Here is a 20188-nt window from a genome sequence, read left to right as displayed (position 1 = left end):
TGTACACAAACCCAATAAGCACTAGATAAAAGAGTTGTGTAGATACCTATGCCGCGATGGCTGAGTGTCAGTCGATACATTAGTTGACTGATACACCGCCATCGCGGGCAAGCCCGCTCCCACACAACCCCGCTCCCACATAAGCTCGCACACACAGGGGTATTGCGTTGCTTTCAGGGCACCAAGGCCTTGATCACCTGATCCACATTCCCTTCCAATTCCGCTACCGGGTCCGCGCCGTCAGTAGCCAGCACCAGCAACTTCGCCCCCCCTGCACTGATCGCGGCTTTTACCGCCTCAGCCGGTTGACGATGGTGCAGCACTAACGCCACGTCGTTGTCCTTCAGGCTGGTCGTCAGCGTTTGTAGCGCCTGCGCAGACCACTCGGCATCCGGCCGTGGATCGGTGCTGAGCAACTCCAGGTTCAACCCACTCACCAGATAAGCAAAATGATCGCTCAGGCTGACCACGCTCAGGTTGTCGGCCTGGGCCAGGCGCGCCTCGCTGTCAGCCGTCAGCTTGAGCAGGCGTTGCTTGAGGCTGGCCAGGTTGCTGTCGATTTGGGCCTTGGCGCCGGGCGCCAGGCGGCTCAGGTCGGCGGCCATGACATCGGCCATGCGCCCCAGGTTGTTGCTCGATTGCCACGGCTGGCTATTGAGGCCATCCACCGTCCCCGGTTGCAGGGCCACGCCCGGCAAACCGCCGTCTACCGGGCGGGCGGCGTCCACTTCGACGATGCGGATATTGCTGCGCCGGGCCACCGGGTACAGCGGGTCGTCCGGCCACAGCGAACGCAGGCCGATGGCCGCGTCGGCATCCAGCGCCAGGGTATGCAAGGCCGGCGCGCCACGCCCGGTAAAGTACGAGGTCTGGCGCGAGCCCGGCAGGTTGGCCGGTGCCGCGCGTTCAAGCTTGACCTGGGTGCCCTTGAGCAGGGTTTCGGCCAGCCCGAAGGTCACGGGCAGGGCCGCCAGGACTTTGACCGGCTTGGCGGATTGAGCTGCCACCGGCAGCGGTTTGGCGGTGCCGGCCGCCAGCAGCGGGGTGCTGATCAGGCAGGCGATGGCCAGGGCGAGGGGGCGTAGAACAGGGCGCATTATCCGAGATTCCCTTTCAGGCTGGGGACCGTGCCGCGCGCGATGGCGGCCAGGGCGAAGGCGATGCCGGCGACGAGGATGATCGCGGCGCCGGACGGGATGGGCAGGTCGAAGATGATCGGCAGCAGAATCCCGCACAGGGTGCTGAGTGTGGCGATCACCACCGAGATCCAGAAAAAACCCTTGAGCGACTGGCTCAACAGGCGGGCCGCAGCGGCCGGGATCACCAGCAGGGCACCCACCAGGATCGCGCCGATGACCTTGACCGCCGCCACGGTGATCAGGGTGACGAGGATCACGAACAGGTAGTCCAGGGTCTTCACCGCCACGCCACGCACGGCGGCCAGTTGCGGGTTGAAGCTGGCGAGCATGATGCGGTTGTACAGCGGCAAGGCCAGGGCCATCACCAATGAGCCGACAACGGCCAGCACCAGCAGGTCATTGCCGTTGACGGTCAGGACCGAACCAAACAGCACGTTTTCCAGGATGTGCACGTTGATCTTGCCCGCCAGGATCAGCAACAGGCTCGCGCCCAGCGCCAGGGACACCGAGAGGAACACGCCGATCAGCGTGTCCGGGGCCAGGCCGGTGCGATTGCGCAGGTAGTTGAGCAGGATGCCGAACAACAGGCAGTAGCCGAACAGGCTGCCATAAGGCCCGGTGTAGGGTTCCCCCAGCAGAATGCCCACGGCCACGCCGGTGAGTGCGGCGTGGCCGACAGCTTCGGAGAAGAACGCAAAGCGCTTGACCACCACCAGTGTGCCCAGGCCCCCCAGTACCGGGCCGATCAGCAGGCCGGCGAGCAGGGCGTTGACCACAAACCCATAGGCCAGGGCTTCCGGCAGGTAGCCGGACGAGGCCCAGCCCTGGACCATCAAGCGAAAGGCTTCGTAGCTCATTGGGCTGCGCTCCGTGGGTGGGTGGAAAACAGCGTCAGCAGGCGCTCCGGGGTCAGTGCCTCCTTGGGCGTGGCGTCGAACAGCAAGCGGCGGTTCAGGCCGGTGACGCGATCTGCCAGGCGGCCCACGGCCTCCAGGTCGTGTTCGATCCACAGCACGGTAATCCCCGCCTGGCGCCAGTCGCCCAGCAGGCGTTCGAACACCTGGATCCCGGCTTCGTCGAGGGCCGACATCGGTTCATCGAGCACCAGCAGTTGCGGCGCTGGGATCAGGCCCTGGGCCAGCAGCACACGCTGGCGCTCGCCGCCGGACAGCGCGCCCATCCGGCGCTTGCGTTTGTCTTGCATGCCCACGCGCTCCAGCGCCTCGCCAATCGCCCCGGCGTAATGCCGGGACACACCGAGAAACGCCGGGCGCCGCTGGCACATGGCAGCCATGAAGTCGTCAACGGTCATCGGCAGGCCACGGTCGAACTCCAGGGCCTGGGGCACGTAGCCGATGGTGCCGGGAGTGTTCGGCCAGTGCAGGCTCAGTTGGCCCTGGTGTGGCGTCTGCCCCAGCAGGGTCTTGATCAGCGAGCTCTTGCCGCCGCCGTTGGGGCCGACCAGGGCGTGGATACTGCCCGGTCGCACCTGGAAGCTGACGTTATCGAGGATCGCGGTACGGCCCAGGGTCAGCGAGACGTTATCGAATTCAAGCGTCGGGCCGATGCTGGCCACGCTCAGGTGTTCAGCCGCCGTCATGCCCCCGACTCCTGGATGGCCCGGACCACGGTGTTGAGGTTGCCGGTCATTTCCACTTCGTACTTCTCGGCGCTGTATTCACCGTAGGAAATATGCGACAGCGGGTACAGCTTGACCCCCGACTCACGCTGGATGGTATCGACGTAGGAGGACGGGAAATCCATCTCCGAGAAAATCACTTTCACGTCCAGTTCACGCAGTTGGTCGATGGTCTTCTTCAGTTGGCTCGGGCTTGGCTCAATGCCATGGGCCGGTTCGACCACGGCGGTCACTTCCAGGCCGAATTCACGCAGCAGGTAGTCGTAGGCGGCATGCACCGTGGCCACGCGCAGGTCGGCGTTGGGTGCGCTGGTGAGCTTGGCCAGGGCATCGGCACGCATCTGGCGCAGGCGCTTGCCATAGGCGCGGGCGTTCTGGGTGTAGGTCTTGGCGTTGTCCGGGTCGAGCTTGCCCAGTTCCCGGGCGATGTTGTTGACCTGGGCGATAGACGCGCTGATGGACAGGAAGGTGTGCGGGTTGACCACCTTGCCGGCGCCGCGGGCCGCGTTGCCGGTGGCGGCCAGCAACGGCACGTTGGCGTTGGCTTCGATCACCGGGATGTCCGGGCGCTCGCTGGTGGCGATCATGCGGTCGGCAAAGTCGTCGTGGCCGACGCCATTGAGCACGATCACGTCCAGGGTGCCAATGCGCTTGATGTCTTCGGCGCGCGGCTCGTAGGCGTGGGGGTTGAAGCCGGCCGGAATCAGCGGCACCACTTCGGCCTTGTCGCCGACGATATTGGCCACGTAGCTGTAATAAGGATGCAGGGTGATACCGATACGCAGGCGCTTGGCCGCCTCGGCATTGGCCAGGGGTGTCAGCAGGACGCTGAACAAGCCCACCAGCAGCAGGCGGAGCAAGGGAGATGACATAGACATGGGTAATCGATCTTCTCTCGGAAACAGCGTGAATTCAGTGGCGATGCTGGCGGGTGACGCCAGCGTCGAATTGCGCAACGACCTGCTGCCAGCCAGCGGCGATCAACCCCTGGTCGCTCAGGTCGGTGGGGGCAGCCAGGTTGGCGCTGCGGTTGAGCCAGATATCCGGCTCGGCTCCGTTGACGCGCATCAGCAGCGAACCGCTGGTGTCATTGGCCTGGCTCAAGCCCAGGTACGCCGAAGGCGCCAGCAACTGCCAGCGATGGTCGCCACGGCTGACCGAACTGGCGTCCTGGGCGAAGGGCGCGAAGCCTTCTTCGGCCAGTTGCGCGGGCGTCGGCAGGGCGCTGTGTTCCTGCTCCAGCAACTGGATTTCATCCAGGGTCACCCGCAGGTCGGCGTAGATACCTTGCTCGGCGGCGCTCAGGTCACGGCGCGCGTCCAGTTGGTGGCTGGCCACGGCCTCGACGGTCTGGGTTTCGCCATGCAGGGACACCACGGTGCCGGCGACGGCCAGGATGATCAGGCACAGCAGCAGGACGTAGAGGGTTTCATGGCCGGCGCCGGCGGGCCGGACCACCTGGGTGCTGCCTGGGCTCGTGCCGGTCATGGTGCCTGGATATCCGCTTGGTCGATCTCGACAACATGGCCGGGACCGGCGTCAAACAGCACGTAGAACTCGCTGGCAGGTTTCTTGAAGGTCAGCGTCGAGTCGGCCCCCAGCTTGCCGGGCACCAGGATGGTCTCGTCGTAGCCGATCACATCCAGGGTCACGCCGGGCGCGCCGCTGCCGTCGGAAAAACCGCCGGTGCATTGGATCTGCTCGCCGGGGATTTCCTTGCATTCGCACATCGGGTTGTGGGCCAGGGCGTAGTTGCTCGCACCCAGGCTGAGGATCAGCGCGGCGCAGGCGCGGGTCAGGCGCAGTAAAGTCATGGTTTAACTCCTTGCTTGTTCAACCAGGCGACGGTGGCAGGCGATGCCTGACTCAAGGGAATGGAGGCCTGCTGCATGCTGCCGTCCCAGCCTTCCATGGTGATCCACAGTTCGGCGTCGGGCGGGGTGCGTTCAGGGATGGGCAGGGCGGCGCCCATGCGGTACGGGGTGCCGAAGAAAATCACCCCGGCGGCCCGCAGGCTGCGAGGCTTGCCGATGCGCAGGTAGGTGGCCTTGACCTGCTCGCCACAGGTGGCGCACAGGGCGGCATTGAAGGATTTCATCGGCCCGGCCGGATTGGGGCGGGGCGCTTCATTACGCAGCTCGGCCAGGGTGATGCTCCACGGGCCGACCTGCACTTCGCCGACCTCGCGCTCACCCAGGCCACTGTCGCCGCGAAACAGCGCGGCGTCGGCAAAGTACTTGGGCATAAAGCCCAGGGGTACCAGCAACAGCAGGATATTGATGTGGAAGCGCCATTTGAGCCAGAAGGCGCGCAGCGGCGAGGGCGCCTGAACGGTGGTGGCCTTGCTCATTATTTGCCCTCCGAGGTTTCAGCCTGCATGGCGCCGACAGGATTGGCCGGCGCCGTGTTGCGCGGGGCCTTGGCGCTGCGCTTGAGAGCGTGCAACGTGGCCAGGGCGGTGCGCTTGCTCCAGATCAACAGACCGCTGAGCACCATCATGCTCAGCAACAGGCCGAAGAAGAACCACACCAGCTTGATCCAGATCCCGCCGAAGTCGCCGGTGTGCAGCGGGCGCATGGATTCGGTGACGAACTCCAGGCCCGAGCGGTCCGACAGCAGGTGCGTGGCGGCGATTTCACCGTTGTAGGGGTTGATGTCGGCGGTCTGGAACATCAGCGGGTACCAGCCGCGGCCGCCGATGCTCAAGTGGCTGTAGGCATTGCTCGGCAGGCCGACGAAGCTGACTTCGAACCCTGGGATGCGTTGGGTGGCGATGTTGATGGCATCGTCCAGGGCAATCATGGGCGGCGGTACGCCTGGGGCCGACAGCGGCACCTTGTCCCGGGAAATCACCGGCACGATGGCCTCGCTGGAGATGGTGATCTGGTTGTCCGAAAGAATCGCCTGGATCATGAACCAGGTGCCGGTGATGGAAATCACCGCGATAAACCAGATCGACCAGATGCCGCTCAGGCGGTGGAAATCGCCCCAGAAAATCCGCGCCCCATGCTTGAAGCGCAGGGTCGGCTTGAAGAAACCCTTCCAGAACCGTTTGTAGACCACCAGGCCCGTGACCAGCGACGCGAGCATGGGCAGCCCGAGGAACGACACCAGGTACCAGCCCCAGCTAAAGCCATTGGTGAACGGCACCAGCCACCAGCCATGCAGGGCGCGGGTGAACTGGCGGAAGTTGAACGATGGGCTGATGCCCTGGATAACCCCCGTGTACGGGTTGACGTAGACCGCTACGGAGCGGCCGTCGGGGTAACTGATGTCGACGTCGAGGGCAAAGTGCGACTCATCCGGGCGGACGATGGACTCGACAATGGCCTTGGGCTCGGCCTGCTTGATCGCGGCGAGGATCTGGTCGTAGGTGAGCAGTTCGGCATCGTCCGACGGCTTGCTGGCGCGCATTTCCGGGTTGACCAGCCAGACGATTTCCTGGCTGACCACCGCCAGGGTCCCGGTAACGCATACGATCAGTACGAAGAACCAGATGGGCAACGCCAGCCAGCTGTGTACGAGAAACCAGAGTTTGGAGCGTGACTTCTTCGACATGTCTATGGGGGTCTTGATCGGAGGGGGGCAGAGGAGGCCCGGGAAAGGCCGGTCGTAGCTTTTGCTTACGCGACGGGCTGTATCTAAGTTAAGACGGATGAGAATCGCAAAACCCTAAGACGCAAATGAAAGCAAATGTTTCCGATGCGCAACAAGCGCCCTGTAGGCGCTGGTTTGCCAGGGAAAAACTCCAGCGATAACGCTGGGTATTGGCTGCCCCGCGTTGTTCCCGGGTTTTTCGCCGGCAAGCCGGCTTCTACAGGTGATGGGGGTTATGCGAACAGATCCTTGGCGCGCTGGCGAATCTGTTCCTCGGTCAACTCCTCTATATGGGTGGCGAGGAACCAGACATGCCCGAACGGGTCCTTGAGTGTCCCAGAGCGGTCGCCGTAGAACTGATCCTTGGGTTCGGAAATCGCAATGGCGCCTGCCGCGATCGCCTGTTTGTACTGGGCGTCGACGTCCTTCACATACAGGTGCAGGCCAACGCTGGTGGGGTGCGCTCCTGGGCTGGCGAAGGCCATTTCATCGCAGGGCGAGGCCAGCATTATCGGTGAATCGCCGATGCGCAGCTCGGCATGGCCGACCTTGCCGTCGGGCATGTCCAGGCGCATGAAAACAGTGGCATCGAAGGCTTTTTTGTAGAACTCGATGGCTTGCGCGGCCTTGTCGATGCCCAGGTAGGGCGTGATGCTGTGATAGCCCTCGGGGATAGGTTTGACGCTCATGTCGCTCTCCTTGAAGGTTGCCAGGGGCCGGTTTTTCCGGTCTTTTCACTATAGGCCAGGTCTTTCGTGGCCTCTGGCTAGCCGACGACTGTCACGGCTCCCTGAACATTTCATCAAGCAGCGGCGCGCACGATTGCACCGAGCGCAGCGCCAACCTATATCGATAGGTGCAACATGCGTTCGCCCTGCAGGTTTGCCCCAGGGCGGCGCTTGTTGACTGCCAGTTCGCCGATTTTGATCAGGCGGGTGCGTGTGATATTGCGGCTCAGGCCCAGCAGGTTGGCGGTGTGTACCTGGTTGTAGTGGCTGAAGCGATAGGCTGCACGCAGCAATGCGTCTTCGACCTTCTCATGCAGGGCGCCGGCCTGTTCGTCGAACAGCTTCTGGAAGGCCCGCTCCAACAAGGCTTCGGCGCTGTTGTCGACACCGTGCTGGCTATCGTCCTGGCGCTCGATGCGCATGTTCGACAGGCGCAGGTCATCGCGCTCGATCACGCCATTGCGGCATATCAGCAAGGTGTGATGAATGACGTTTTCCAGTTCGCGAATGTTGCCCGGCCAACTGTAGCTCTTGAGCTTTTGCTCGGCCTCGGGGCTGATGGTGATGGGGCCGTAGCCCAGGCGCTGGCTGTAGGCGTCGATAAAGTGCCGGGTCAGGGGCAGGATATCGCCGGGGCGTTCGCGCAACGGGCTCAGTTCCAGGCTGACCACGTCCAGGCGGTAATACAGGTCCTCGCGGAAATGCCCGGCGTTGATGGCCTTTTCCAATTGCACGTTAGTCGCCGCCAGCACTCGCACATCGATGGCAATGCTCTTGCGTGAGCCCAGGCGCACCACTTCGCGCTCTTGCAAAACGCGCAGCAGCTTGACCTGGATGGCCATGGGCAGGTCACCGATCTCATCGAGGAACAGGGTGCCGCCGTCGGCCTCTTCGAACCAGCCGGCCTTGGCGCTGAGGGCACCGGTGAACGCGCCTTTTTCATGGCCGAACAACTCCGCTTCCACCAGGGATTCGGAAAACGCCCCGCAATTGACCGCCACGAAGGGCCGGTTGCGCCGGGCGCTGAGGTTGTGGATATGGCGGGCCACCAGCTCTTTGCCGGTGCCGGTCTCGCCGATGATCAGCACGCTGGCTTCGCTGGGGGCCACTTGCTGGATATGCGCGAGCAAGGCCTGGGATTTCGGGTCTTCGAAGACTTGCGCGGTGGCGCGAATCGACGTGGCGAGGGCGGGCGAGGGCGGGAGGGTCAAAAGCTGCATGGGCACCTCTAGGAATAGAACGTTGGCGTGGGCAGGGACTGGTTCAAGGCCCAGTCGCCCAGTTCGTGGAGTTTGTAGTCCACCGGGTCGTGCAGGCTTTGGGTGCGCAGGTTGCGCCAATGGCGATCCAGGCGCAGCGAGGCATGGGTGGAGCGGGCGCCGGTGACTTCAAACAGGCGGCTGCACAGCTCCAGGCCGTTGCGGGTGGCGGCGACCTTGGCCGTGGCGATGGCAATCGCCAGTTGCCCGCGCTCCTGTTCATTCAAGGCCGGGCCCTTGTCCCAGGCCTGGTCCAGCAGCTCGGCGGCCCGCTGCACCAGCAGGCGCACGCCTTCCAGCGCGACCCAGAACTCGCCGTAGTGGTTGAGCACATATGGGTCCTGACGCACATCCTGGACGGTGGATTTGTGCCAGGGCCGGGTCTCGGCGAGGGTGTAGTTGCGCGCTTCTTCAAACGCGCCTTCGGCAATCCCGAGGAACATATGGGTGAACGTCAATTGCGCAATCAACGGGCGTAGGCAGGCAAAGGGCGTGCTCAGGGGGCCGGGGTCGAGCAGCAGTTCAGATTCTTCGACCCGCACGCGTTCGAAGCTGGCGCTGCCGCTGTCGGTCTGGCGTTGGCCGATACTGTTCCAATCGTTGTGCACGGTGATGCCACTGCGCCCGCTAGGGATGGCGGCGATCAACAGCTTGCCGCCGGCGCTTTCATCCACCGCCGAGGCGATCAACATTTGTGAATCGCTGGCGCCGGAGCAGAAGCTTTTTTTGCCGGAGAATTCGCGCCAGCCGCCAAAGTCCTTGACCACCGTACGGGTGTCCAGCGGGTTGAGGGCGTTGCCCCAGAACCAGTGCTTGCGGGCGGTCTGCTCGAACCAGGGTTGCCATTGTTCCGGGCGGGAAAACAGGCGCACGGTGGCCAGCATCAGGTGATGAAAGCCGAAGACATGGGCGATGGAGCTGTCGACCTTGGCGAACTCGCGCACGATCTCCAGGGTTTCGCTCCAGCGTGCGCCAAGGCCGCCGTACTGGGTGGGAATGCTCAGGGCCAGCAGGCCACTGTGGCGCAGGGCATCGCGCTCAGCCTTGGGCGTGCCGCCGCGCTCGTCACGCTCCACGGCGCTGAGCGCGAACTCGGCGGCCAGCAGCTTGGCGGTCTGCAAGGGGGACGGCAGGACGCTATGGGGTTTGGCTGTCACGCGCAGCTCCTGAAAAAATCAAATGCACTGAGGACCCACTGTAGGGGCCGGCTTGCCGGCGATAGCGGCGTAACTGACAAATCGCCATCGCCGGCAAGCCGGCTCCTACAAAGGTTGGTTCAGGCTTTGGCGGTGGCAGGCAGTACATCGTTGGCAATCATTTCGCCGAACGGCCCGGTGAGGTTGGTGATGCCGCGTCCGGCCAGGCTGGCGTAGGGTTCGGGCAGCAGCGGGAACACCAGTTCGGCAAAGCGATAGGCCTCTTCCAGGTGCGGGTAGCCGGAGAAGATAAAGCTCTCGATGCCCAGGTCGGCGTATTCCTTGATCCGTTCGGCCACTTGCTGCGGGTTGCCCACCAGGGCGGTGCCGGCACCACCGCGTACCAGGCCGACGCCGGCCCACAGGTTGGGGGCGATTTCCAGGTTGTCGCGCCGCCCATCGTGCAGGGCGGCCATACGGCGCTGGCCTTCGGAGTCAAAGCGCGAGAAGGATTTTTGCGCGGCGGCAATGGTTTCGTCGCTGATGTGCTCGATCAGCCTGGCTGCCGCTTTCCAGGCCTCGTCTTCGGTTTCGCGCACGATCACATGCAGGCGAATGCCGAATTTGACGGTGCGCCCATGGCGCGCCGCGCGTTCACGTACATCGGCGAGTTTTTCCGCGACAGCTGCCGGTGGTTCACCCCAGGTCAGGTACACGTCCACCTGTTCGGCGGCGAGGTCGTGGGCGGCATCGGACGAACCACCGAAATACAGTGGCGGGTAGGGTTTCTGGACCGGCGGATAAAGGGCCTTGGCGTTCTGCACCTTCAGGTGTTTGCCTTCAAAGTCGACGGATTCGCCCTGCAATACCCGACGCCAGATTTTGAGGAACTCATCGGTCACCTCGTAACGTTCGCTGTGGTCGAGGAAGCTGCCGTCGCCACGGTTTTCATCGGGGTCGCCGCCGGTCACCACATTGATCAGCAGGCGGCCATTGGACAGGCGGTCAAGGGTGGCGGCCATGCGCGCGGACACGGTGGGCGAGATGATCCCAGGGCGGATCGCCACCAGGTAACGCAGGCGTTCGGTCAGGGGCACCAGCGCCGAGGCAATCACCCAGGAGTCCTCGCAGGAACGGCCAGTGGGAATCAGCACGCCGTGGTAACCGAGGTTGTCGGCGGCCTGGGCTACTTGTTTCAGATAGTTGAGGGTGACCGGGCGAGCGCCTTGGGTGGTACCGAGGAAATGGCCGTCGCCATGGGTCGGAAGGAACCAGAAAACATCCATGACAAGTCCTTGAGCGATGTTCAACAGAGAGTGTCGCCTGGCCAACAGTTGTGTAAACAACAGTTGCGGCGTTGGGGGACCGTTATAGAGCGTCTTGTTTATTCCGTAAACGAACGTATTTCTCTATTTATAGACCTGTAAAGAATATGCGGGATTGGCTGATAGCGACTATCACAGCGGATGATTTTTCCCTGGGAGGGGGCAGGAGTAGCCTGTGTTCATTGCCTTGACGCCCCATTCGCCGGACCTTTGCCATGAACCACACCCTCTCTGTTGCCTTGTTACTGGTTGCCTCTTTCCTTGCCGGTTGTGCCGCCCAGCCAGGCCCCGAACTGCGCCCGTATACCGCCGAGGAAACCAGGCAGTTGGCGATGGAGGGACTCAATCGTCGTGGTCTGTCGTTTGACGAATATCAACAGAAGAAAGCCGAGCTGGCTGGCCGGTCGCAGAAGCCGTTTGGCTTTGATCGCCAGGGCGAAATGAATGCCGAACGCAACGTGATGTTGCATGACCGCCCCAGCTAAAAGCATTGGCTGTGGTCCCGAGCCCGAGGTTCCCCGCAGGAACTTCGGGCTTTTTGTTTTCCATCCTTTTCATCGAGCCTGTTAAGCTCAATTTCAGGAGCGTTCCTACGCACTTTTAAATTCTTTAACGGCATCCGATCGGGTTAACCTGACGATCTCTGTACTGATCGCTGCCCCTGGGACGCTGCTCTCGGGAACATGCTCTGCGGGTCTTTAACGTCATGAATAAACGTCCTTTGTATTTCGACTACGCCGCCACCACACCGGTGGATGAGCGGGTCATCCAGGTCATGATCGAGTGCCTGGGTTTCAACGCCAACTTTGGTAACCCTGCGTCCAGCTCCCATGCCTTTGGCCAACAGGCCCGGCACACGGTCGAGCAGGCGCGCCGGCAGGTGGCGGAACTGGTTGGGGCCCAGGCCGAACAGATCGTCTGGACTTCAGGCGCTACCGAATCCAACAACCTTGCGCTCAAGGGTGTGGCCCAGGCGCGGGGTGTGGCCGGTGGCCATATCATCACCAGCCAGATCGAGCACAAGGCGACCCTGGATACCGCGCGCCAGTTGCAGGAAGCCGGGATTGCCGTGACCTACCTGGTGCCGGACACCGAGGGCCTGATCACCGCCGAGGCCGTCAGCCAGGCACTGCGGGAAGACACGTTCCTGGTGTCGTTGATGTTGGTCAACAATGAATTGGGTACGCTCAACGACATCCCGGCCATTGGCGCGCGGGTGCGTGAGCATGGGGCGCTGTTGCATGTGGATGCGGCGCAGGGCGCCGGCAAGGTCGAGATCGACCTGGCGCGCTGGCCGGTCGACCTGATGTCGTTTTCTGCACACAAGTTGTATGGCCCCAAGGGTATCGGCGCGTTGTATGTCGGGCCGCGGGCGCAGCAGAACGTCACGGCGCAGATCCACGGCGGCGGCCATGAAGGCGGGTTGCGTTCGGGCACCCTGGCAACACACCAGATCGCCGGCATGGGCAGCGCCTTCGCGTTGGCGGGGCAATTTTTTGCCGAAGAGTCGGCGGGTATTGTCGCCCTGCGCCAGCGTCTGCTTGAACAATTGCTGAGCATTCCCGGTGTGCGCCTGAACGGCAGCGCCACCCAGCGCATTCCTCACACCTTGAGCCTGACGTTCAGCGAAGGTGAGTTCAACTCGGCGGCCTTGAGCGCCGGTATCGCGTTTTCGGCGACCTCTGCCTGCAATTCGGCAAGCAATGCGCCGTCCCATGTTCTGCTTGCCCTCGGGCATGATGCGCGCAGCGCCGGTCGCACCATTCGCCTGAGCCTTGGGCGGTTTACCACCGCGCAGGATATCGATCAGGCGGTGCAATTGATCAAGCGCTCGCTGGCCAGCGCACCGGCCTTCTGGGCAGTTTGAAACACATAACAATTATGAGTGGTTAGCAGGAGACATGATGACTACGCAGCCTTTGACCCATGGAACGGTTCCCCAGCGCCTGGCGCATACCCGCGAGTTGATGAAACGGGAGGGCATCGATGCCTTGCTGGTGCCATCGGCCGACCCGCACCTGTCCGAATACTTGCCGGGCTACTGGCAGGGGCGGCAGTGGTTGTCGGGGTTTCATGGGTCGGTCGGTACGCTGATCGTCACGCCTGATTTTGCCGGGGTCTGGGCTGACAGCCGTTACTGGGAGCAGGCGAGCAAGGAGCTCAACGGCAGCGGCATCGAGTTGGTGAAGCTGCAACCAGGGCAGCCCGGCCCGCTGGAATGGCTGGGTGAGCAAACCCCGGAAGGCGGCGTAGTGGCGGTGGACGGCGCGGTGATGGCCGTTGCGTCCGCCCGCACCCTGGGCGGCAAACTGGCTGAGCGGGGGGCGCGCCTGCGGACCGATATCGATCTGTTGAACGAGGTCTGGACCGACCGTCCGGCCCTGCCAAACCAGCCGATCTATCAGCACCTGCCACCCCAGGCCACGGTCAGCCGTGGCGAAAAGCTCGCGGCACTGCGCGCCAGCCTCAAAGAAAAGAACGCGGATTGGCATTTCATTGCCACCCTGGACGACATCGCCTGGCTGTTCAACCTGCGCGGTGCAGATGTTTCGTTCAACCCGGTGTTTGTGTCATTTGCCCTGATCAACCAGCAGCAGGCCACCCTGTTTGTGGCCCTCGGCAAGGTCGATGCCCAGTTGCGTGGGGTGCTGGAGCGCGATGGCGTGACGCTGCGTGACTACAGCGAAGTGTCCGCGGCCCTGGGGGAGGTGCCGAGCGGTGCCAGCCTGCAGGTTGATCCGGCACGCGTGACCGCAGGGTTGCTGGATAACCTGGCCAGTGGGGTCAAGCTGGTGGAAGGGCTCAACCCGACCACGCTGGCCAAGTCCCGTAAAAGCCTGGCGGACGCCGAGCATATTCGCCGGGCCATGGAGCAGGATGGCGCGGCCTTGTGCGAGTTTTTCGCCTGGCTGGACTCGGCCCTGGGCCGCGAGCGCATCACCGAGTTGACGATTGACGAACACCTGACGGCCGCGCGTACGCGGCGCCCGGATTACGTGTCGTTGAGCTTCAATACCATCGCCGCCTTCAACAGTAATGGCGCGATGCCGCACTATCACGCCACCGAAGAAGAGCATGCAGTCATCGAAGGTGATGGCCTGTTGTTGATCGATTCGGGCGGCCAGTACCTGGGTGGTACCACTGATATCACGCGGATGGTGCCCATCGGTACGCCGAGCGAGGAGCAAAAGCGCGATTGCACGCGGGTGCTCAAGGGGGTGATTGCCCTGTCGCGTGCGCAATTCCCCAAGGGCATCCTCTCGCCTTTGCTGGACGCCATCGCTCGCGCGCCGCTCTGGGCCGAAGGCGTGGATTATGGTCATGGCACCGGGCACGGGGTGGGTTACTTCCTCAATGTCCATGAAGGCCCGCAGGTGATTGCGTACCAAGCCGCAGCCGCGCCGCAAACCGCAATGCAGCCGGGCATGATCACCTCCATTGAACCGGGTACCTACCGCCCGGGCCGTTGGGGCGTACGTATCGAGAACCTGGTGCTCAACCGAGAGGCGGGCAAGACCGAGTTTGGCGAGTTCCTCAAGTTCGAAACCCTGACGCTGTGCCCAATCGATACCCGTTGCCTGGTGCCGTCGTTGCTGACGACCGAGGAGCGGCAGTGGTTCAACGACTACCATGGCGAGGTGCGTCAACGCCTGAGCCCGTTGCTCAGTGGCGCTGCGCTGGAATGGTTGCAGCTGCGCACGGCCGCTATATAAGGCCCGGCCGCTCGCAGGCGTGGCCTGCGAGCGGCTTGCAGATTTTAACTCAAGGCTTCGCGGACAAAGTCCAGGCGATCCTGGCCAAAGAACAGTTGTTGATCGACAAACAGGCTCGGCGCACCAAACACGCCACGGGCAATCGCCTCTTCGGTCTTGCGCTTGAGGGCGTCCTTTACGTCCTCATCCTGAGTCAGCTCCAATACCTTTGCCGGATCGAAGCCGTGTTCCGTCAGGACTTGCGCGACGACTGCCGGATCACCGAGGTTGCGCCCCTCCACCCATAACGCCTGGAACAGGCAGTCGATGAAGTCGACAAAGCGCTCTGGCTGGCGTAGCTGAATGCCGGTGACGGCGCGCATCAGCGTCAAGGTGTTGATGGGGAAGTGCGGGTTGAACTTGAGGGGCACATCGTAGCGCCTGGCGTAGCGTGCCAGGTCTTGCAGCATGTAGCGACCCTTGGCCGGGATGGTGATGGGCGAGGCGTTGCCGGTGGCCTTGAAAATGCCGCCCAGGAGGATGGGCTGGTACACCAGTTGGCTGCCGGTTTCGCCACAGATTCCGGGCAGTTGGGTGTACGCCAGGTAGGTGGTGGGGCTGCCGAGGTCGAAGAAGAATTCCAGGGTTTTGCTCATGTCGGATGCTCGCTGCTTATTGTTATGTAGGCGTGCTTACCAGGTTTCGTTCCAGGGGCGCAGGTCCAGCTCGAAGGTCCAGGCATCCCGTGGCTGGCTGTGCAGGTGCCAATAGTTATCGGCGATATGCGCGGGATCAAGGATGCCGTCCTGGTCCTTGAGGGCGTATTTGCTGGGGAAGTTGTCGCGGATGAAGTCAGTGTCGATGGCGCCATCCACCACCACGTGGGCCACATGGATGTTCATCGGGCCCAGTTCGCGCGCCATGCTTTGGGCCAGGGCGCGGATGCCGTGCTTGGCCCCGGCGAAGGCGGCAAATCCCGCTGCGCCGCGCAGCCCGGCGGTGGCACCGGTAAACAGGATCGTCCCGCGCCGGCGCGTCACCATGCGCTTGGCCACTTCCCGGGCATTGAGGAAACCTGAGAAGCAGGCCATCTCCCAGATCTTGAAATATTTGCGCGCAGTTTCTTCGAGGATGCTGCACGGCACGTTGGCGCCGATGTTGAACACGAAGGCCTCAATCGGACCCAGCTCGTGTTCGATCTGCTCGATCAGCGCGATCACCTCGTCCTCCTTGCGTGCATCGCAGGCAAAGCCATGGGCTTCGCCGCCGGACGCCTGGATGCTGTCCACCAGGGGTTGCAGCTTGTCGGCACTGCGTCGGGTGACGCAGGCGACATAACCTTCACGGGCAAAACGCTTGGCGATGGCGCCGCCTGTAGCATCGCCTGCGCCGACGACCAGTACGATTTTCTTATTCTCAGTCATGGTAGATCCTTGGGTAAACGATCGTTAACTAAACGAACGTTATGCTACGATTCGACAGGCGTCAAGGTCATGTATTTTGGGGGGAGAGGCAATGCGCTATTCAGTCAGTCACAAGCAGCAAACCAGAGACAAGCTTCTGCAGAGCAGCGCGGCACTGGCCAAGAAAGAAGGGTTTGCCAGCGTTGGTGTAGACGGCTTGATGAAAGCCATTGGCTTGAGTGGGGGCGCGTTCTATAGCCACTTTTCCTCAAAGGATGCGCTGTTCGGTTCAATCGTCGAGCGCGAATTGAGCCAAAGCCTTGAGCGTTTGGGGGCGGGGGAAGTGCAGAGTCGGGAGCGCCTGGGGCGGTGCCTGAAGATCTATTTGAGCATGGCCCACGTAGAGCAGGTGCAGGACGGGTGTGCGTTGCCAAGCATGGGGGCGGATATTGCGCGTGCGGATATAGCTGTACGCCAGCAGGCGCAAGCGTGGATCTGTCGGCTGCAGGCCAACTGGGCGCGGACGTTGGAAAGTGACAGCCTGGCCTGGGCCATTTTGTCCCAGTGTGTGGGGGCGCTGGTGGTTGCCAGGATGATGGTTGACCCGCACGTTCAAGCGCAGGTGCTTTCATCGAGCTATAAAGAGCTCAGCCAGAGAATCACCCAGCAATGAGCTCTTACTTGCAGAGCACTATCATGCTGCGGCTGGTATAGCCGGCAGGGTTGATACCGAAGGGATAATCACCCGGCTCTTCCGTGTTGTCGCCGGACTTGGCGATGACCCGGTAGCCCTTCTTGCCGCACGAATTGGCTGCGCTGGTGTAGCACTGGTCCCAGGAGGAGGACAGGCCAGAGCAGTTGATATGCAACCCTTTCTTTCCGCGTTTGACTTCTGTCTTGGTGGTCGCGGCACACCCAGCCAGGGCGATCACGACAAACACTATCAAAATTCGCTTCATTACCATCCTTAATAGCCGCGCCGTTGGAATGCCCGATGCTGGCTTTGCTCGCTCTCAAGTGTAGCGTCCGTGGATGTCCCTATTCGAAAATCTCCATGACTGACACTGAGTTACAGACTAAACATGGCCTAATTGAGCGGCAAATACCAGAGCTTCGTTAAATCCTGTCTCAATCTGCCGCGACGATTGGCTTCGACTGGCTGCGCATGGTCAGGGTAGCGCCGACGGAGGCCATGATAATGCAGGCGATCGCCAGCCATTGCGCCAGGGACAGGTATTCCTGGAGGAAAAACAGCCCCGAAAGCGCGCCGAATGCGGGCTCGATACTCATCAGGGTGCCGAAGGTGCGTGCGGGCAGTCGGGTCAGGGCGACCATCTCCAGGGTGTAAGGGAGGGCGGTGGAAAGAATCGCCACGCCAATGGCGATTGGAATCAGCGAGGGGGTCAGCAGTGCGCTACCGGCGTGAACGATCCCGATAGGGGCCACGAACAGCGCGGCGATCATCACGCCGAGGGCGGCGGTCTGGACGCCGTTGTCTGCGCCGGCCTTCTGCCCGAACAAAATATAGAGGGCCCAGCAGATGCCCGCGCCCAGTGCGTAGGCGGCGCCGGTCAGGTCGATGCCTTGGCTGGCTTCACCAACCGGTATTAATAGCAGCAGGCCCACGATGGCCAGGGCTATCCACAGGAAGTCGACAGCGCGGCGCGAAGCATAGATGGCTACGGCCAGTGGGCCGGTGAATTCCAGGGCTACCGCGATACCCAGGGGAACGGTGCGCAATGACATATAGAAGAGGAAGTTCATGCCGCCCAGCGCCATCCCATACACGATGACGGTGCGCAGTGATTTGGCGGTGAGTTTTGCGCGCCAGGGACGAAGCAACAGCAGCATGATGATGCTGGCAAAAACCAGGCGCAGCGTGGTGGTGCCTTGGGCGCCGACAATCGGGAACATACTCTTGGCCAGTGAGGCGCCCGACTGGATCGAGGCCATGGCAATCAGCAGCAGGCCGACGGGGAATAGTGCCGAGCCCAGGCTGCGGGATGAAGTGGTCATTGGGGGTGTTCGTCCAGGTTCATATAGAGGCAGAAGGCACTATGATGATCAACTGCCACTAATTGAGCAATATATTGCTCAATTAGTGGGTTCTTCTCTCTATAAAGAGAGGGTTCTGAGGGGGTTCGGGGTCTTCGATAGATAAATTGAATTAATGGTTGACGGCAGATTCTAGAAGTCTATAATTCGCCCCACTTCCGGCGCAGTCGAAACGGAAAACTCCTTGGTAAACAAAGAGTTATGTGGTTTTCGGCAGCAGGTTGCTTCAGCTCATCGAAGCCAAAAGGAAGTTGAAAAAGAGGTGTTGACAGCAGCGTGTAACGCTGTAGAATTCGCCTCCCGCTGACGAGAGATCGAAAGCGCAAGTGGTTGAAGTTGTTGAGGAAAATCTCGAAGCTTCTGAAAATAATCACTTGACAGCAAATGAGGCTGCTGTAGAATGCGCGCCTCGGTTGAGACGAAAGATCTTAACCAACCGCTCTTTAACAACTGAATCAAGCAATTCGTGTGGGTGCTTGTGGAGTCAGACTGATAGTCAACAAGATTATCAGCATCACAAGTTACTCCGCGAGAAATCAAAGATGTAACCAACGATTGCTGAGCCAAGTTTAGGGTTTCTTAAAAACCCAAAGATGTTTGAACTGAAGAGTTTGATCATGGCTCAGATTGAACGCTGGCGGCAGGCCTAACACATGCAAGTCGAGCGGTAGAGAGAAGCTTGCTTCTCTTGAGAGCGGCGGACGGGTGAGTAATGCCTAGGAATCTGCCTGGTAGTGGGGGATAACGTTCGGAAACGGACGCTAATACCGCATACGTCCTACGGGAGAAAGCAGGGGACCTTCGGGCCTTGCGCTATCAGATGAGCCTAGGTCGGATTAGCTAGTTGGTGGGGTAATGGCTCACCAAGGCGACGATCCGTAACTGGTCTGAGAGGATGATCAGTCACACTGGAACTGAGACACGGTCCAGACTCCTACGGGAGGCAGCAGTGGGGAATATTGGACAATGGGCGAAAGCCTGATCCAGCCATGCCGCGTGTGTGAAGAAGGTCTTCGGATTGTAAAGCACTTTAAGTTGGGAGGAAGGGTTGTAGATTAATACTCTGCAATTTTGACGTTACCGACAGAATAAGCACCGGCTAACTCTGTGCCAGCAGCCGCGGTAATACAGAGGGTGCAAGCGTTAATCGGAATTACTGGGCGTAAAGCGCGCGTAGGTGGTTAGTTAAGTTGGATGTGAAATCCCCGGGCTCAACCTGGGAACTGCATTCAAAACTGACTGACTAGAGTATGGTAGAGGGTGGTGGAATTTCCTGTGTAGCGGTGAAATGCGTAGATATAGGAAGGAACACCAGTGGCGAAGGCGACCACCTGGACTGATACTGACACTGAGGTGCGAAAGCGTGGGGAGCAAACAGGATTAGATACCCTGGTAGTCCACGCCGTAAACGATGTCAACTAGCCGTTGGGAGCCTTGAGCTCTTAGTGGCGCAGCTAACGCATTAAGTTGACCGCCTGGGGAGTACGGCCGCAAGGTTAAAACTCAAATGAATTGACGGGGGCCCGCACAAGCGGTGGAGCATGTGGTTTAATTCGAAGCAACGCGAAGAACCTTACCAGGCCTTGACATCCAATGAACTTTCTAGAGATAGATTGGTGCCTTCGGGAACATTGAGACAGGTGCTGCATGGCTGTCGTCAGCTCGTGTCGTGAGATGTTGGGTTAAGTCCCGTAACGAGCGCAACCCTTGTCCTTAGTTACCAGCACGTTATGGTGGGCACTCTAAGGAGACTGCCGGTGACAAACCGGAGGAAGGTGGGGATGACGTCAAGTCATCATGGCCCTTACGGCCTGGGCTACACACGTGCTACAATGGTCGGTACAGAGGGTTGCCAAGCCGCGAGGTGGAGCTAATCCCACAAAACCGATCGTAGTCCGGATCGCAGTCTGCAACTCGACTGCGTGAAGTCGGAATCGCTAGTAATCGCGAATCAGAATGTCGCGGTGAATACGTTCCCGGGCCTTGTACACACCGCCCGTCACACCATGGGAGTGGGTTGCACCAGAAGTAGCTAGTCTAACCTTCGGGAGGACGGTTACCACGGTGTGATTCATGACTGGGGTGAAGTCGTAACAAGGTAGCCGTAGGGGAACCTGCGGCTGGATCACCTCCTTAATCGACGACATCAGCTGCTCCATAAGTTCCCACACGAATTGCTTGATTCATTGAAGAAGACGAAAAGAAGCAGCCCGAA

20 protein-coding genes and 1 rRNA gene are annotated in these 20188 nt (G+C 61.2%); 5 read left to right on the top strand and 16 right to left on the bottom strand.

The features are described from left to right. Positions 1–173: 173 nt before the first annotated feature. From ACO77H_RS18000 to ssuD, 12 genes are all read right to left on the bottom strand, one after another. Complete coding sequence (locus ACO77H_RS18000; RefSeq protein ID WP_432754387.1) at positions 174–1097, bottom strand: metal ABC transporter solute-binding protein, Zn/Mn family; 924 nt, start codon at positions 1095–1097, stop codon at positions 174–176. Next, positions 1097–1996 (bottom strand): metal ABC transporter permease, encoded by a 900-nt coding sequence (locus ACO77H_RS17995; RefSeq protein ID WP_169957238.1) that lies wholly within the window; start codon positions 1994–1996, stop codon positions 1097–1099. The genes ACO77H_RS18000 and ACO77H_RS17995 overlap by 1 nt, the downstream gene beginning before the upstream one ends. After that, complete coding sequence (locus ACO77H_RS17990) at positions 1993–2739, bottom strand: metal ABC transporter ATP-binding protein (RefSeq protein WP_170042844.1); 747 nt, start codon at positions 2737–2739, stop codon at positions 1993–1995. The genes ACO77H_RS17995 and ACO77H_RS17990 overlap by 4 nt, the downstream gene beginning before the upstream one ends. After that, positions 2736–3656: a metal ABC transporter substrate-binding protein gene (locus ACO77H_RS17985; protein WP_029300635.1), complete on the bottom strand. Its 921-nt coding sequence runs from the start codon at positions 3654–3656 to the stop codon at positions 2736–2738. The genes ACO77H_RS17990 and ACO77H_RS17985 overlap by 4 nt, the downstream gene beginning before the upstream one ends. A gap of 34 nt (positions 3657–3690) precedes the next feature. Further along, positions 3691–4266: a DUF6162 family protein gene (locus ACO77H_RS17980; protein ID WP_170042845.1), complete on the bottom strand. Its 576-nt coding sequence runs from the start codon at positions 4264–4266 to the stop codon at positions 3691–3693. After that, entirely contained in the window at positions 4263–4592 is a 330-nt protein-coding gene (locus ACO77H_RS17975; RefSeq protein WP_169957232.1) for a hypothetical protein, read from the bottom strand. The genes ACO77H_RS17980 and ACO77H_RS17975 overlap by 4 nt, the downstream gene beginning before the upstream one ends. Further along, on the bottom strand, positions 4589–5128 hold the full coding sequence (locus ACO77H_RS17970; protein ID WP_169957231.1) for a thiamine pyrophosphate-binding protein: 540 nt from the start codon (positions 5126–5128) through the stop codon (positions 4589–4591). The genes ACO77H_RS17975 and ACO77H_RS17970 overlap by 4 nt, the downstream gene beginning before the upstream one ends. After that, on the bottom strand, positions 5128–6336 hold the full coding sequence (locus tag ACO77H_RS17965) for a PepSY-associated TM helix domain-containing protein (RefSeq protein WP_169957229.1): 1209 nt from the start codon (positions 6334–6336) through the stop codon (positions 5128–5130). The genes ACO77H_RS17970 and ACO77H_RS17965 overlap by 1 nt, the downstream gene beginning before the upstream one ends. Before the next feature lie 272 nt (positions 6337–6608). After that, a complete protein-coding gene (locus ACO77H_RS17960; RefSeq protein ID WP_169957228.1) occupies positions 6609–7064 on the bottom strand; it encodes a VOC family protein in 456 nt (151 codons plus the stop codon). A gap of 155 nt (positions 7065–7219) precedes the next feature. Further along, positions 7220–8323 carry a sigma-54 interaction domain-containing protein gene (locus ACO77H_RS17955; protein ID WP_170042846.1) on the bottom strand — a complete coding sequence of 368 codons (1104 nt, stop codon included), beginning with the start codon at positions 8321–8323 and terminating at the stop codon, positions 7220–7222. An 8-nt stretch (positions 8324–8331) separates the two neighbouring features. Then, positions 8332–9519, bottom strand: a complete 1188-nt coding sequence (locus ACO77H_RS17950) for an acyl-CoA dehydrogenase family protein (RefSeq protein WP_170042847.1) — start codon at positions 9517–9519, stop codon at positions 8332–8334. A 119-nt stretch (positions 9520–9638) separates the two neighbouring features. Beyond that, positions 9639–10784, bottom strand: a complete 1146-nt coding sequence (gene ssuD / locus ACO77H_RS17945) for an FMNH2-dependent alkanesulfonate monooxygenase (protein WP_170057079.1) — start codon at positions 10782–10784, stop codon at positions 9639–9641. A gap of 254 nt (positions 10785–11038) precedes the next feature. Between ssuD and ACO77H_RS17940 the strand changes: the two genes are divergently transcribed. From ACO77H_RS17940 to ACO77H_RS17930, 3 genes are all read left to right on the top strand, one after another. Continuing rightward, on the top strand, positions 11039–11308 hold the full coding sequence (locus ACO77H_RS17940) for a hypothetical protein (protein WP_170057080.1): 270 nt from the start codon (positions 11039–11041) through the stop codon (positions 11306–11308). A gap of 221 nt (positions 11309–11529) precedes the next feature. Then, positions 11530–12690, top strand: a complete 1161-nt coding sequence (locus ACO77H_RS17935) for a cysteine desulfurase family protein (RefSeq protein ID WP_170057081.1) — start codon at positions 11530–11532, stop codon at positions 12688–12690. Between the two features lie 37 nt (positions 12691–12727). Further along, positions 12728–14536, top strand: a complete 1809-nt coding sequence (locus ACO77H_RS17930; protein WP_170057082.1) for an aminopeptidase P family protein — start codon at positions 12728–12730, stop codon at positions 14534–14536. Positions 14537–14580: 44 nt separating this feature from the next. On the opposite strand, the gene ACO77H_RS17925 is transcribed toward ACO77H_RS17930, so the two are convergent. Beyond that, on the bottom strand, positions 14581–15171 hold the full coding sequence (locus ACO77H_RS17925; RefSeq protein WP_169957220.1) for a 2-hydroxychromene-2-carboxylate isomerase: 591 nt from the start codon (positions 15169–15171) through the stop codon (positions 14581–14583). A 36-nt stretch (positions 15172–15207) separates the two neighbouring features. Beyond that, positions 15208–15939 carry an SDR family oxidoreductase gene (locus ACO77H_RS17920; protein ID WP_170042852.1) on the bottom strand — a complete coding sequence of 244 codons (732 nt, stop codon included), beginning with the start codon at positions 15937–15939 and terminating at the stop codon, positions 15208–15210. 91 nt (positions 15940–16030) lie between these two features. Here ACO77H_RS17920 and ACO77H_RS17915 point away from each other — a divergent pair, with 91 nt between their 5' ends. Continuing rightward, positions 16031–16591, top strand: coding sequence for a TetR/AcrR family transcriptional regulator (locus ACO77H_RS17915; RefSeq protein WP_170042867.1), 561 nt, complete (start codon positions 16031–16033; stop codon positions 16589–16591). A gap of 4 nt (positions 16592–16595) precedes the next feature. On the opposite strand, the gene ACO77H_RS17910 is transcribed toward ACO77H_RS17915, so the two are convergent. Continuing rightward, the gene (locus ACO77H_RS17910) at positions 16596–16877 is read right to left on the bottom strand and encodes a hypothetical protein (RefSeq protein WP_169957217.1); all 282 of its coding nucleotides are present in this window, start codon (positions 16875–16877) and stop codon (positions 16596–16598) included. Between the two features lie 169 nt (positions 16878–17046). Then, complete coding sequence (gene rhtA, locus ACO77H_RS17905) at positions 17047–17934, bottom strand: threonine/homoserine exporter RhtA (RefSeq protein ID WP_170042854.1); 888 nt, start codon at positions 17932–17934, stop codon at positions 17047–17049. A gap of 638 nt (positions 17935–18572) precedes the next feature. On the opposite strand from rhtA, the gene ACO77H_RS17900 reads away from it, so the two are divergent. After that, positions 18573–20109: ribosomal RNA gene (locus ACO77H_RS17900) — 16S ribosomal RNA — on the top strand. Positions 20110–20188 lie beyond the last annotated feature (79 nt).

This window comes from Pseudomonas sp. WMBT8 (assembly GCF_050916005.1).
In the GTDB taxonomy this organism is placed as follows: Bacteria; Pseudomonadota; Gammaproteobacteria; order Pseudomonadales; family Pseudomonadaceae; genus Aquipseudomonas.
Note: the sequence above shows the minus strand (reverse complement) of the source record. Positions and strands in the feature narration are given on the sequence as shown.